14 protein-coding genes are annotated in these 14,106 nt (G+C 53.2%); 9 read left to right on the top strand and 5 right to left on the bottom strand.

The features are described from left to right. Positions 1–15: 15 nt before the first annotated feature. The 9 genes from BCM14_RS00230 to BCM14_RS00190 all read left to right on the top strand — a co-directional run bounded on the left by BCM14_RS00230 (position 16) and on the right by BCM14_RS00190 (position 9,727). Entirely contained in the window at positions 16–648 is a 633-nt protein-coding gene (locus BCM14_RS00230) for a gamma-glutamylcyclotransferase (protein WP_106226038.1), read from the top strand. A gap of 86 nt (positions 649–734) precedes the next feature. Further along, positions 735–1,367 carry a pyridoxamine 5'-phosphate oxidase gene (pdxH, locus tag BCM14_RS00225; RefSeq protein WP_106225991.1) on the top strand — a complete coding sequence of 211 codons (633 nt, stop codon included), beginning with the start codon at positions 735–737 and terminating at the stop codon, positions 1,365–1,367. Positions 1,368–1,369: 2 nt separating this feature from the next. Beyond that, positions 1,370–1,921 carry a flavin reductase family protein gene (locus BCM14_RS00220; RefSeq protein ID WP_375318450.1) on the top strand — a complete coding sequence of 184 codons (552 nt, stop codon included), beginning with the start codon at positions 1,370–1,372 and terminating at the stop codon, positions 1,919–1,921. Between the two features lie 16 nt (positions 1,922–1,937). After that, complete coding sequence (lhgO, locus tag BCM14_RS00215; protein WP_106225989.1) at positions 1,938–3,056, top strand: L-2-hydroxyglutarate dehydrogenase LghO; 1,119 nt, start codon at positions 1,938–1,940, stop codon at positions 3,054–3,056. Next, entirely contained in the window at positions 3,032–3,886 is an 855-nt protein-coding gene (gene purU, locus BCM14_RS00210; RefSeq protein ID WP_106225988.1) for a formyltetrahydrofolate deformylase, read from the top strand. The genes lhgO and purU overlap by 25 nt, the downstream gene beginning before the upstream one ends. Beyond that, on the top strand, positions 3,883–5,592 hold the full coding sequence (locus tag BCM14_RS00205) for an acyl-CoA dehydrogenase family protein (protein WP_106225987.1): 1,710 nt from the start codon (positions 3,883–3,885) through the stop codon (positions 5,590–5,592). The genes purU and BCM14_RS00205 overlap by 4 nt, the downstream gene beginning before the upstream one ends. Before the next feature lie 4 nt (positions 5,593–5,596). Continuing rightward, positions 5,597–6,712, top strand: a complete 1,116-nt coding sequence (locus BCM14_RS00200) for a CaiB/BaiF CoA transferase family protein (RefSeq protein ID WP_106225986.1) — start codon at positions 5,597–5,599, stop codon at positions 6,710–6,712. A gap of 52 nt (positions 6,713–6,764) precedes the next feature. After that, positions 6,765–8,456 carry a thiamine pyrophosphate-binding protein gene (locus BCM14_RS00195; RefSeq protein WP_106225985.1) on the top strand — a complete coding sequence of 564 codons (1,692 nt, stop codon included), beginning with the start codon at positions 6,765–6,767 and terminating at the stop codon, positions 8,454–8,456. 77 nt (positions 8,457–8,533) lie between these two features. Beyond that, on the top strand, positions 8,534–9,727 hold the full coding sequence (locus tag BCM14_RS00190; RefSeq protein WP_106225984.1) for an acyl-CoA dehydrogenase: 1,194 nt from the start codon (positions 8,534–8,536) through the stop codon (positions 9,725–9,727). 16 nt (positions 9,728–9,743) lie between these two features. Here the strand turns inward: BCM14_RS00190 and alkB are convergent, their stop codons facing one another. From alkB to BCM14_RS00165, 5 genes are all read right to left on the bottom strand, one after another. Beyond that, positions 9,744–10,394, bottom strand: coding sequence for a DNA oxidative demethylase AlkB (gene alkB / locus BCM14_RS00185; protein WP_106225983.1), 651 nt, complete (start codon positions 10,392–10,394; stop codon positions 9,744–9,746). Further along, entirely contained in the window at positions 10,391–11,482 is a 1,092-nt protein-coding gene (locus BCM14_RS00180; protein ID WP_106225982.1) for an L-threonylcarbamoyladenylate synthase, read from the bottom strand. The genes alkB and BCM14_RS00180 overlap by 4 nt, the downstream gene beginning before the upstream one ends. Continuing rightward, positions 11,482–12,642 carry a 5-(carboxyamino)imidazole ribonucleotide synthase gene (locus BCM14_RS00175; protein WP_106225981.1) on the bottom strand — a complete coding sequence of 387 codons (1,161 nt, stop codon included), beginning with the start codon at positions 12,640–12,642 and terminating at the stop codon, positions 11,482–11,484. Before BCM14_RS00175 ends, BCM14_RS00180 begins: the two co-directional genes overlap by 1 nt. After that, the gene (gene purE, locus BCM14_RS00170; protein ID WP_259673316.1) at positions 12,639–13,100 is read right to left on the bottom strand and encodes a 5-(carboxyamino)imidazole ribonucleotide mutase; all 462 of its coding nucleotides are present in this window, start codon (positions 13,098–13,100) and stop codon (positions 12,639–12,641) included. Before purE ends, BCM14_RS00175 begins: the two co-directional genes overlap by 4 nt. Before the next feature lie 110 nt (positions 13,101–13,210). Next, positions 13,211–14,104 (bottom strand): phosphoribosylaminoimidazolesuccinocarboxamide synthase, encoded by an 894-nt coding sequence (locus BCM14_RS00165; RefSeq protein ID WP_375318448.1) that lies wholly within the window; start codon positions 14,102–14,104, stop codon positions 13,211–13,213. Positions 14,105–14,106: the final 2 nt, after the last annotated feature.

Raw genomic sequence — 14,106 nt, 5'->3', positions numbered from 1 at the left:
ACCGCTAACCAATCCATCAACTGCAAAACCCCTCCTGCCGCCGACACATTCAAGCGCTTAACTGATGAACAGCGAGCCGCGTCCTTAAAAGCCACGCTGGCGTCCCGTCAACCAGGCGAGGACTTATGGGTTTTTGGCTACGGATCACTGATCTGGAATCCAGGCTTTGATTATGTCGAAAAACGCTTAACTAGTCTGCGCGGCTATCACCGGTCGCTGTGTCTGTGGTCACGCATCAATCGCGGCACGCCGGAATGCCCGGGATTGGTATTTGGTCTCGATCGTGGTGGGTCCTGCCGAGGCATGGCTTTCAGAGTGCCACATGCAAATATTCCGCTGACTTTCGATGCGCTTTGGTTGCGTGAAATGGGCACGGGTGCGTATCACCCAAGATGGATCAATGCGGATTCCGAGCAAGGCCCAATTACCGTTCTCGCTTTTGTCATCAATCGCCAAGGTGCCGCTTACGTGTCTGGCTTATCGCACGATGAACAGGTACGCATTGTGATGGATGCTCACGGCACTTATGGCTCATGCGTAGATTACGTGATGCAGACTGCTCAAGCCTTGCTTGCTGAAGGCGTATGCGACGAGCGGCTCGGTGCGCTGGCCAACGAAATCCAGCAAAAACAAAAAAAATCCAACTAAAAACACCTCGCCTGCCTCACGGTACACTAGGCGTTATCCTGGTATTTTTATCAGATTCGTTAATCGAATCAACAAGGGTCAGACAAATGTCACTCGCAGATATTCGGCAAAGTTACGACAAAGGTCACCTCCTTGAGGATCAGGCCAAGTCCTCACCTTTTGAGCAGTTCGATTTGTGGCTGAATGAAGCCATTACGCAAAAACTGCCCGAACCAACTGCAATGACTTTGGCGACAGCAGACGGCCGTGGCTGGCCTTCAGCGCGCATCGTCTTGTTAAAGGGAGCTGACGCAAACGGCTTTGTGTTTTATACCAATTACGAATCTCGCAAAGGGCTCGAGATTGCGGCGCAACCCCGAGCCAGCTTGCTGTTTTTCTGGCAAGCCCTCGAAAGAGAAGTTCGCATCGAAGGCTTCATTGAAAAAACCACTGAACAAGAATCAGAAGATTATTATCAGAGCAGACCACTTGGCTCTCGCGTGGGTGCCATCACGTCGGCGCAAAGTAAGCCAACAACCATAGAGGCGCTCACCGCAAGAGCCGAAGCAGTTAAAGCGCAATACGGCGATCATCCGCCTCGTCCTAAGCATTGGGGTGGCTATCGACTCAAACCAGATTATTTCGAGTTTTGGCAGGGCAGACCGTCCCGTCTGCACGACCGCCTGACTTACACACCCAACGACCAAGGCTCATGGGCTATCGGTCGTCTTGCCCCTTAAAGATAATGACTGCCACCAATCCAAGTTTTGATTCTGCTTTTTTTCGCTCAGCGCTTGGGCGTTTTGCCACAGGCGTGACGGTGATCACCACCGCTACGAACGAGGCAACTGCTGTAACCAACCCACCCGCGCCAGCCGTGGGCTTGACCGCAAGTTCTTTTAATTCGGTTTCACTCGACCCGCCCTTGATCGTCTGGAGCTTATCCCGATCGTCTTCCTCACTCGCAACCATGACCAAAAGCGAGCGTTATGTGGTGCAAGTCATGGCTGCTCACCAAATGCCTCTTGCCAATCGCTTTGCGCGCGGCACAGCTGTCGAGCGCTTCGCCGGCGTCGAGCTGACCGAAGCACCAGGCGGGACACCCATGCTCGCTGGCGAGCCAGCAGCTTGGTTCGAGTGCTTCAATCGCAGCCAGTACGATGAAGGCGATCACATTATTTTTATTGGTCAGGTAGAACACTGTTCGCACAGCAACGCCATGCCACTGATCTACCACGCAGGTGGCTTTGATCTGACGCCAACGATTCCAGATGGCTCTCAGCCTCAATCCTAGTTAGTACGGATTCATCATGAGTGTAGATATCGATTGCATTGTTATCGGCGCAGGCGTGGTGGGATTGGCCATCGCACGAGAGTTAGCCCTGTCTGGCCGTGAAGTTATGCTGATTGAGGCGGCGGATGGCATCGGCACGGGCACCAGCTCAAGAAATTCTGAAGTCATACACGCTGGCATCTACTATCCCGCCAACAGCCTGAAAGCCAAACTTTGTGTGCGCGGCAAACAGTTGCTCTATGCTTACTGCGACGAAAAAAGCGTGCCTTATAAAAGGCTGGGCAAGTTGATTGTTGCCACCAGTGAAGAAGAAATCCCTCTGCTCGCGGGTATTCAGAATAAAGCCCGCGTCAATGGCGTTGACGATTTGGAATTATTAACCGCAGGACAGGCTCAAGCGCTTGAACCGGCGATACGGTGCCATGCTGCGCTGTTATCGCCATCTACAGGCATTATTGATAGCCATGCCTTAATGCTCGCCTATCAAGGCGACGCAGAAAATGCGAGCGCTCAATGTGTTTTCAATACCCCTTTGCTTGGCGGATCTGTCAGACCTGAGGGCGGGTTTACGCTTCAATTTGGCGGACAAGAGCCCATGGAACTGACCTGCAACGTTCTGATCAACTCAGCCGGTTTGCATGCGCCATCGTTAGCGCGACAGATCGCGGGTATCCCTCCCGAAACCATCCCGACCGAATATTTCTGTAAAGGCAATTATTTCTCGCTTCAAGGCCGAACCCCTTTCTCACGGTTGATTTATCCCACACCAGGCCACGCAGGGCTTGGCGTGCATCTGTCATTAGATATGGGCGGTCAAGTGAAATTCGGTCCAGACGTTGAATGGGTCGATAAAGAGGACTACTCTGTCGATCCCGCACGCTGCAATGATTTTTATGATGCTGTCAGGGCTTACTGGCCCGACATGAAAGATGGCACGCTTACGCCGACCTACTGCGGCATCAGACCCAAAATTGCTGGGCCTAACGACCCAGCCGCAGACTTTATGATTGCCGGTCCGGCTACACATCGTATCCGTGGATTAGTCAATTTATTTGGCATTGAATCGCCTGGGCTGACATCCAGCCTGGCCATAGCAGAAGAGACCCTGACATGTATCGCAACGACTTCATCCTGACCCTGTCATGCCCCGATAGAACGGGCATTGTCTACAACGTCAGCGGCTTGCTACTCAAACACCAGGGCAACATCATCGATGCTCAGCAGTTTGGCGATGCCGAGACTAACAAGTTCTTTTTGCGCGTGCATTTCGAATTACCTGAAGGCTCATCCGTCGAATTAGTCAAAACCGATTTTCTGATTCTGGCCCCTCAGTACGATATGCACTGGCAAATTCATGATGCGAAACAAAAGGCTCGGCTATTGATCCTGGTCAGTAAGCAAGGTCATTGCCTCAATGATTTACTGTTTCGCGTCCACTCCGGGCAACTCAATGTCGAGATTGCGGGCATCGTCTCGAATCATCGGGATTTCGAACCCATGGCGCAATCGTATAGCATCCCCTTTCATTACCTGCCGGTCACACCAGCCAGCAAAGCAGAGCAAGAAGGCGAGATTCTGGCCATCGCTACACGTGAGAGTATTGATCTTGTCGTCCTGGCACGTTATATGCAGATTCTTTCGCCCGAATTGTGTGCTGCGCTCGAAGGTAGGGCCATCAATATCCACCATAGCTTTTTACCTAGCTTCAAGGGTGCGCGCCCTTACTATCAAGCGCACGCGAGAGGGGTAAAAATTATTGGTGCGACCGCCCATTACGTCACACACGATCTGGATGAAGGCCCTATCATCGAACAGGACGTTCAGCGCGTCGATCACGCGATGAGTGCACAAGATTTGACTCAAGTGGGCAGTGATATCGAATCTCGCGTCCTGTCCCGGGCAGTACAGAGTCATGTCGAGCATCGCATCCTTTTGAACAACCACAAAACAGTTGTCTTCAGATGAGTATTCGGCAACCCGCAGAACAACTAACCGAACCGGTGGCAGAGCACCCGGTCCCGGACTCCCATGGCATCAACTTGTTTGAGGCGGATGCTGCGCGTGGTGTGATTGCCTGTTATTTGCCTAAAGACCTTCACGCCCACTTGGTGCCGCACCTCAAGCATCTGGGCGAACTCGCCGGATCCATCCTCGATGATTTGGCCGGCGTCGCCGATAAAAACCCGCCGAGCCTGGCCGTGCGAACTCGTACTGGCGTTGACGCTTCAGTCGTTAACAAGCATCCCGCCTATGTTGAGCTTGAGCGCTACGCCTATAGCGAGTTTGGCCTCGCAGCGATGTCGCACAGAGGCGGCGTGTTGGGTTGGGCGAAGCCCATGCCTCCTGCTGCGAAGTACGCCCTCACTTATTTGTTCGTTCAAGCCGAGTTTGGCCTTTGTTGTCCCGTCAGCATGACTGACTCGCTAGCAAGAACTTTGCGTAAATTTGGGGAATCCAAGTTAGTTGAGCAGGTTCTTCCGCTAGTCACGACGCAGGATTTTGATGTCTTACAGCAGGGCGCTATGTTCATGACCGAACAAGCGGCGGGTTCCGATGTCAGTGCAACGACCACGATTGCGGAGCAGGCTGAAGATGGATCATGGCGCCTACACGGCGACAAGTGGTTTTGTTCAAACGCCGACGCAGGCTTCGCCATGGTTTTGGCGAGATCAGAAGCTGTTCCCGGATTGAAAGGCGTATCGCTCTTTCTCTTACCCCGAGACTTAAGTGATGGTAGTCATAACCACTATCGAATCCTGCGCTTAAAAGACAAGTTAGGCACTCGATCGATGGCCAGCGGAGAAATCCGTCTCGAGGGAGCGGTCGCATGGCTGGTCGGTGAACGTGGTCAAGGCTTCAAGCAAATGGCCGATATGATCAATAACTCACGCCTGTCCAATGGGGTTCGGGCAGCTGGTTTGATGCGACGATCGTTGACTGAAGCGCTTTATATTGCCAAGAAACGGCAAGCTTTCGGCAGCCGTTTGATCGATATGCCTTTGATGCAAAAGCAACTGACCAAGATCGCGGTCACGACTGAACAAGCTCGCACCATGGTCTATCAAACTGCACAAGCCTTGGCCGCTTCGGATACGAATATCGCGAATCGACCACTGATGCGCATCATGACGCCCCTGATTAAGTTTCGCGCTTGTCGCGATGCACGCAAAGTAGCAGGCGACGCAATGGAAGTGCGTGGTGGCTGCGGCTATATCGAAGAGTGGGCGGATCCGCGCATTTTGCGCGATGCCCATCTGGGGTCTATCTGGGAAGGCACCAGCAACATCGTAGCGCTTGATGTAATGAGAGCGATTCAAAAAGAAGACTCACTCCCGGCCTTGCGAGCGCATGTCACGAAACTGCTTACCAGTGGCCTGCCTGTCGCGGATGAGTTAAAGGCTTTGCAAGATGAGCGTATTGAAGCTGCTTTTGCGTTTGCTCAGTCTACAGCTGACAACCACGCGACCGAAAACGCGCGGCAAATGGCAACGACGCTTTATCACGTGGTAACCATGGCGGGTATGCGTTGGGAAGCCAAACAGGCCAAGATGCCGATGCGGTCCAGATTGGCAGACTTGGTACTTAGACACAAATTGTGCGCCAGGGATCCTGTCAATGACAGCGCCCCTGCGGATCCAGGACTGGTGGAATGGCTGGCGGGGCCGATTTAAAAATATGTGGCAAAACAATCAAACTCAAGGCGCGCTGGCTGGTTGCCGTGTTGTCGATCTGAGCCGAGTGCTCGGTGGCCCCTTTTGCACGCAAATTCTTGGCGATCACGGAGCAGATGTGATCAAGCTCGAGCCCCCTCAGGGTGACGAAACACGCCACTGGGGGCCGCCGTTCGAAGACGGCATCGCCTCATACTTTATTGGTGTCAATCGCAACAAAACGGGATTGACTATCGATTTATCGCAACAAGAAGGGCAGGATTTTGTTCGATCGCTGCTCTCAGATGCGGACATCATGATAGAAAACTTCAAACCAGGCACTCTCGAAAAATGGGGCATGGGTTACGACGTTTTGAAAGAACAGTTTCCCGGTTTGATCCACTGTCGCATTAGCGGCTTTGGTGGCGACGGCCCGTTGGGTGGGTTGCCGGGTTATGACGCCTGCGCCCAAGCCCTGTGTGGTCTCATGAGCGTCAACGGTGAGAAGGACGGTGAACCCACTCGAGTAGGCTTGCCCGTCGTCGATATGGTCACGGGTATGAATGCCGCCCTTGCCATCCTGATGGCGATGAATGAACGTCATCGCAGTGGTCTGGGGCAGTTTCTCGACATCACGCTGTTCGACTCCGCGATTTCGCTCTTGCACCCTCACGCAGCCAATTTCTTCGGCAACGGCACTATTCCCGGACGCAGCGGTAACGCGCACCCGAACATCTCGCCCTACGAGACAGTCAACACGCGGTCCGGACAGTTATTTCTTGCAGTTGGCAATGACAGACAGTTTCAAATCCTGCTCAAAGTGATCAACGCAGAGGAATTAGCCAACGACGTACGCTTCACGACCAATCAGGACCGGCTCAAGAATCGCCCCGCTTTGCACACGATTCTCGAGGACAAGCTTTCTACACATGAGGCAGCAGAGATTGCTCAAACGCTACTCAGAGCGGGCGTTCCCGCCGCACCAGTGATGAATGTCAAAGAAATCCTTGAACACCCACACACGCATCATCGCAACATGGTGATCAACGAAGGCGCCTATCGCGGCTTGGGTTCACCCATCAAACTGTCCCGCACGCCTGCTAGTTTGCGCAAATTGCCGCCTGGGTTCAAGCAAACTTAAGCCCGCAGGCAGGATATGATTGAGATCTTGACCAGAAACCAATAAAACTCTTATGACAAATCAAGCTCCTTCGGCCTCTGGGCCACGCACCGGTGGCGAAATCCTGGTGGGCCAGCTCGTTGCCCACGGCGTCAAGCACGTGTTCTGCGTTCCCGGCGAGAGCTATCTCGCTGTGCTGGATGCTCTGGTAGACGTGAACATTGAAGTGACAGTTTGTCGTCAAGAGGGCGGCGCAGCCATGATGGCTGATGCCTTTGGCAAACTGACTGGCGAACCCGGTATCTGCATGGTCACGCGAGGCCCCGGTGCCTCGAACGCGCTTGCTGGTATCCATATCGCCAAGCAAGACTCCACCCCCATGATCGTGTTTGTCGGTCAGATCGAACGTGGTATGCGCGAGCGTGAAGCGTTTCAAGAGATGGACTATCGCGCAATTTTTGGTCAAGCCGCCAAGTGGGCAACCGAGATTGATGATGCAGAGCGAATCCCGGAAATTCTTTCGCGCGCATTTCATGTGGCGACATCAGGTCGTCCAGGCCCGGTCGTCATTGCGCTGCCAGAGGACATGCTGGTCGAACACGCCACGGTTGCCGACGCACCGCGTTATCACGCAATTGAATCAGCTCCATCGAAGGCACAGCTAGCCGAACTCGCTGAGCGCTTGGCCGCTGCCAAATCGCCCATGGCGATTGTCGGTGGCACGCGTTGGACGGCTGAGGCGGTAAAAGACTTTACGGTCTTTGCAGAAGCCTTTGAATTGCCTGTGGCTGTGTCTTTCAGAAGGCAAATGCTTTTCCCGGCTGATCATCGGCTGTTCATTGGCGATGTAGGCATTGGTATCAATCCGGCATTGCTCAAGCGAGTCGCCGAGGCGGATTTAGTGTTGCTGGTGGGTGGGCGCATGTCAGAGATGCCAAGCCAGTCCTACACGCTCTTCGATATACCCGTCCCGAAACAAACCCTTGTGCATGTGCATCCTGATAGCGGCGAGCTGGGTCGAGTCTATCGCGCAGCCCTCGCTATCAATGCCTCGCCCAGCGCGTTTGCGGCCGAACTAGCCAGCTTAACGACGCCTGTCGCTAAACCATGGGCCTCAAGCAACGGGGCGATGCGTCAAAGCTATCTGGCCTGGAGCGATCCTGCCCCAATCCAGACACCGGGCACCCTGCAAATGGGCGGCGTCATGCAATACCTTGAAGCGAATTTGCCGGCGGACGCCATCATGGCAAATGGTGCCGGTAATTTCGCCACCTGGCTGCACCGTTTTCATCGCTTCACCCATTTTGGCACGCAGCTCGCCCCGACTTCGGGCTCGATGGGTTACGGCCTGCCTGCCGCTGTCGGAGCGAAAAGATTCTCTCCAGACAAAATGGTTGTCTGCTTTGCAGGCGATGGCTGCTTCATGATGCATGGACAAGAGTTTGCAACTGCGGTGCAATACAAGTTGCCCATCATCGTCCTGATCATCGATAACGGCATGTATGGCACGATCCGCATGCATCAAGAGAAACACTATCCTGGTCGCGTATCTGCCACACACTTACAGAATCCAGATTTCAAAGCCTATGCGTTTGCTTTTGGTGGGCACGGTGAGCGAGTCGAGAAAACTGAAGAATTCGGACCGGCTTTTGAGCGTGCGTTGGCGAGTGGCAAACCAGCGATTATTCATTGCCTGATTGATCCTGAGACCATCACACCAACCACCACGATTTCGAAGTTGCGCGCAGCGGCTCAAAAACCTTAAAAACCCTACTGCTCAAGCAGGAAATTCTCGCTATTTTTCGTTAACATCCGTCAAAGATTTTTTATTTGGAGCATTACATGGCCGCTGAAGCGACTTTCAACTGGGAAGACCCGTTATTGCTGGAAAGCCAGCTCACTGACGACGAACGCATGGTGCGCGACGCCGCTCGTGCCTACTGTCAAGACAAACTGGCGCCGCGTGTGAAAGAAGGGTTCCGTAACGAAATTACTCACGTTGAGATCTTCCCAGAGATGGGTGAACTCGGATTGCTTGGCGCCACCATCCCCACTGAATACGGCGGGTCTGGCCTGAATTACGTTTGCTATGGTTTGATCGCCCGTGAAGTTGAGCGGGTTGATTCAGGTTATCGATCAATGATGAGTGTGCAGTCATCGCTTGTTATGGTGCCCATCAATGAGTTCGGCACAGAAGCGCAGAAGCAAAAATATCTGCCTAAGCTGGCGACCGGCGAGTGGATTGGTTGCTTTGGCTTGACTGAGCCAAACCACGGTTCAGATCCCGCAGGCATGGAGACCCGCGCCGTGAAAACGGCTGATGGCTATTCATTGACTGGTAACAAAATATGGATTTCCAATTCACCGATTGCTGACGTTTTTATCATTTGGGGCAAATGTGTCGGCGGTGACTACGATGGTCGTATCCGTGGCTTCATCCTTGAGAAAGGCATGAAAGGCTTGAGCGCCCCCACGATTAAAGGCAAAGTGGGTTTGCGCGCCTCAATCACGGGCGAAATCGTCATGGATAACGTTGAAATCAGTGACGACCAAATGTTGCCAGGTGTAAGCGGTCTGAAAGGCCCTTTCACTTGTTTGAATTCGGCTCGCTTCGGTATTGCCTGGGGTGCCTTAGGTGCGGCTGAAGCTTGCTGGCACACAGCCCGTCAGTACACGCTGGATCGTAAACAATTTGGTCGCCCCTTGGCTGCCAACCAGCTGATCCAGAAAAAACTGGCTGATATGCAAACTGAAATCACGCTGGCACTGCAAGGTTGCTTGCGTCTGGGTCGCATGAAAGACGAGGGGACAGCCGCGGTCGAGATCACCTCGATCATGAAACGTAACTCATGCGGCAAGTCTCTCGATATCGCTCGTATGGCTCGTGACATGCTGGGTGGTAACGGTATATCAGATGAATACGGTGTCGCTCGCCACTTGGTGAATCTGGAAGTCGTCAACACCTATGAAGGGACCCATGATATTCACGCCCTGATTCTAGGACGTGCGCAGACTGGGATACAGGCGTTCTTCTAAATATACGCCGATTAAATCAGCCAGCTTTACGCCAGGTAAGATTAATGCGTGTTTGTCCGCACACAGGGTGCTCGCCTGGTTTTACCTGCTTCACCCCGTGAAACCGCATCCGATCTGGCCCACCCCACACCATTATGTCGCCATGCTCGAGCAGGATATTGCTGTACTTGTCGCTGCGTTCATCACCACCGAACATGAAAATTGCAGGTAATCCCAGCGATAATGAGACGACAGGCCAGCGATAGTCTTTTTCATTTCTATCCTGATGCAAAGACATTTTGCACCCCACGTCGTACCGATTAATCAGGCACGCATCAGGTTCGAAGCCTGGATAACCTGCCGCTTCAGCTGCTTGTTTAGCTAAGCGCTCAAGAGATTCAGGCATCGGCTGCCAAGGTAATCCCGTAAGCGGATCAAGTCGCTCATAGCGATAGCCCTTGAGATCAGACACCCAACCCAACTCACCACAGTTTGTTGTAGAAACAGACATTTGGTAACCGCCCGCCGTCACCATTTGCCTGAGTTTCGATTGTTGAATGACTTGTTGCACGTCTGAATAAACAGCGTCCACAGCTTGCAAGGCGAACGCATGCAGCAAAACACTACCTGGTCCTAAGTGTTCTGACCAGACAGGTTTCTCAGTCACGTCAGAAAACAGGTCGCTCACTCTTGGCTATCCTCACTGTCTTCTATTATGTTTTTATCTGCTGCCGCACGACTCAGCCTATCTCTCACGGCAAGCCACTTGGGAGTGTCTGGGACCTGTTCAAACACGATCCGTGCATAACCTCCTTTATCAAGAGCGCGTAACTGCATGTAAAGGTCATGAGCATAGATGACAGGGTCTGTTGAGGCAGCAATCCAATCAACCTGTGGATTCTCAGTCATCGAGTTCACGGGCTTCGAATGCGCTACCAACGCTATCCTTTGGCTAAAGTCGTGAGGGCTTAACTGTTGAGCCAGTAAGGTTAATTCAGCCATGGATGCTAGCGCCAGCGGTGTGTTTGGTGCGTAATGCGACTTCAGAGCGCCAGAAACTCTTGGGGCTTCCGCGTCTGGTTCCAAGACAGCTTGCCCCAACACATCCTCAATCTGTTCAGCGCTAATAAAGCCAGGCCTCAACAACACCGGCCCGAGTCCGCTATCAACCCTCGATAAATCGATGATGGTCGATTCAATCCCCACCTCGCTCGCACCGCCTTCCAGGACTGGCATCCCGTCCGCGAGCTTTTCGGGAAACTCCTCCCGAACATGTGACGCATGCGTGGGCGACACATGCCCAAATTTATTAGCTGAGGGGGCTGCGATACCACCCTGCCCAGATGGTTTGCCACGTGCAAAAGCACGCAGCAGTTCAATCGCAATGGGATGTGAAGGGCAACGTAGCCCGATACTATCCTGCCCACCACTCACCTGTTGAGGGATGTGAGCCGCACGCTTGAGAATCAAGGTCAAGGGGCCTGGCCAAAACTGATCGATTAGCCGCTGGGCTTGCCAAGGCAAAGCAGCGACCCAGTAAGACAAATCTGCCTCTGGGGCAACATGCACAATGACAGGATGATTTGAGGGCCTGCCTTTGGCTTGATAAATTCTTTCGACAGCCTCAGGGTTCTCGGCATCTGCACCCAAGCCATAAACAGTTTCGGTTGGAAAAGCGACAAGGTGACCAGAGAGCAGGACATCAACGGCTTGGTCGATTGCCACCTGGCTGCTGGGCAAATGAATCACTTTCGACAGGCCGGTGGACGAAGTCATCACATTACAGATGCTTGGACGGGCAGCTTCAATAAATGGACGATGTGATTCGCTGTATCAACGGCGTCAGCAAGCGTCGCCCCCGTGCAGTTGATATGACCCATCTTACGAGCACGACGAGCCTCTGCTTTACCGTACAAGTGCAGTGACGTTCTGGGCAACTTCAATACTGCAGCCCAATCAGGCTCAACCTGCAGGTCACCTGAACCCGGATACCAGACGTCACCTAAAACATTCAACATCACCACTGGGGCGAACAATTCAGTGCTACCCAGCGGCATACCAGCCATGACACGAGCCTGTTGTTCGAACTGGCTCGTCGCACACGCATTCATCGTATAGTGCCCACTGTTGTGGGGACGCGGGGCAATTTCATTGACCAACAATTGGCCGTCTTGCAGCACAAAAAATTCAACGCACAGCACACCGACATAATCCAAACCGTCCGCAATCGCGATGGCAGCATCCGTCGCGGGCTTGGCAAATTCGGATACAAAGTTATCGACCACCGTCACAGCCAAAATGCCCTCATGGTGAACATTTCGCGCAACTGGGAACACAGCGCATTCGCCATTCAGTCCTCGCGCCATGATCACGGACAACTCTTCTTTGAGATCGAGCATGGCTTCAAGCACGCAAGGGACTTCTTCAAACGATTTGAAGGCGGCGACGGCTTCTTCTTTAGTTTTAACACGCGCCTGACCTTTCCCGTCATAACCCAACCGGGCAACCTTTAGAATCCCAGGAAACAAGTTCGCAGGTGCCGTATCCAGATCAGCTGCGACTCGCACAGCCCGATGGGGTGCGACGGGCACACCCAAACCAGCAACAAAGGTTTTTTCTGCAATACGGTCTTGCACGACTTCAACAGCACGCGCGCCTGGCGTAACGCGCAGCTGAGAAGCAAGGTAGGCCAAACTATCTGCAGGAACGTTTTCAAACTCAGTCGTGACCGCTCTGGTGTGTTCTGCTAATTTGATTAAGCCCGCTTTGTCGTCGTAATCAGCTTTGATGTGTTTATCTGCCACATCAGCAGCGGGGCCCTCTGCGGCGGGATCCAAAACCATGACGCGATACCCAAGTGCCTGCGCTGCGTGACAAAACATTCTGCCTAGCTGACCACCGCCGAGCAATCCTAGCCATTCACCAGGTGCGATCACTGAGGCACCTTCATCGAACGTGCAGCCTCGGTCTGTTTTGTACGATATTGGATCAGCTTTTCTCTTAAGACTGGATTGGTCGTCGCGAGATTCGCAATGAGATGCAGCGCTGCATTGGCAGCACCCGCTTCACCGATCGCAAACGTTGCAACAGGCACACCCTTAGGCATTTGCACAATCGACAATAAAGAGTCTTCACCACGCAAATACTTGGACGGCACTGGCACGCCGAACACAGGCACTTCAGTCAGTGCTGCCATCATGCCAGGCAAATGTGCCGCACCACCGGCACCCGCTATGATTGCGCGCAATCCGCGAGCAGCCGCTGTTGCCCCGTACTCAACCATGTCGTGTGGCATCCGATGGGCTGAAACGACTCGTGCCTCGTAAGCAATGTCAAACGCATCCAAGACTGCCGTCGCATGTTGCATCACGTCCCAATCACTTGAAGATCCCATGATCACACCAACAACGGGGGCTTGATTGGTGACATCTTTCGATGCAGCAGTGTTTAAATCAATTGCGTCAGGCATGCGACGACCTCAGGTGGTTAGCTGTTCTTGTCGGATTAGGTGGTTAACCGATCCAGTGCTTCGCGATATTTTGCAGCAGTCTTTTGAATCACATCAGCCGGCAGACGTGGCGCGGGAGGTGTTTTATCCCAAACTTGGGTCTCTAGCCAGTCGCGGACAAACTGCTTGTCGAATGACGGTGGGCTCATCCCTTCTTGATAGCCCTCAGCTGGCCAGAAACGCGACGAGTCGGGCGTCAGCACCTCGTCCATCAGATGCAAGGTGCCGTGCGCGTCAAGACCAAATTCAAATTTGGTATCGGCAATCATGATGCCTTTGGTTGAGGCGTAGGCCGCCGCTTCGCTGTAGAGCCGCAAGGTCACGTCACGAATGCGCTCAGCCATAGCAAGGCCAATCGTCTTGATCACATAATCAAAGTCCACATTTTCATCGTGTAAACCGAATTCAGCTTTGGCAGCTGGCGTGAAAATCGCCTGGGGCAATTTACCAGCCTGTTTCAGGCCCTGCGGTAAGGTGACGCCGCACACAGAACCTGTTGCTTGATAATCCTTCCAGCCCGAGCCAATGAGGTAGCCCCTGGCAACCGCTTCAACGAGAATCGGCTTGAGACGCTTAACCACGACTGCGCGACCGAGGACTTGATCACGTTCCTGCGCTGCCACGACATCCTCTGGATTGATCCCTGTAGAGTGATTTGGCAGCACATGCGAAAGCTTGTTAAGCCAGAAGTCTGTTAGTTCTTTTAAAACCTGACCTTTGCCAGGAATGGGATCATCCAGAATCACGTCAAAGGCTGAGATGCGGTCGGTAGCAACAATCAACAACTTATCATCACCCACTGCATACATATCGCGCACTTTGCCACGCGCCAAAAGAGGTAGCGATTGAATCGAAGACTGCAAAAGCGGTTGTGTCACTAGAAAATCCATAA

This window comes from Jezberella montanilacus (assembly GCF_003003055.1).
Classification (GTDB): domain Bacteria; phylum Pseudomonadota; class Gammaproteobacteria; order Burkholderiales; family Burkholderiaceae_B; genus Zwartia; species Zwartia montanilacus.
The sequence above is the reverse complement of the archived record's forward strand: the minus strand, read 5'-3'. Positions and strand labels throughout refer to the sequence as shown.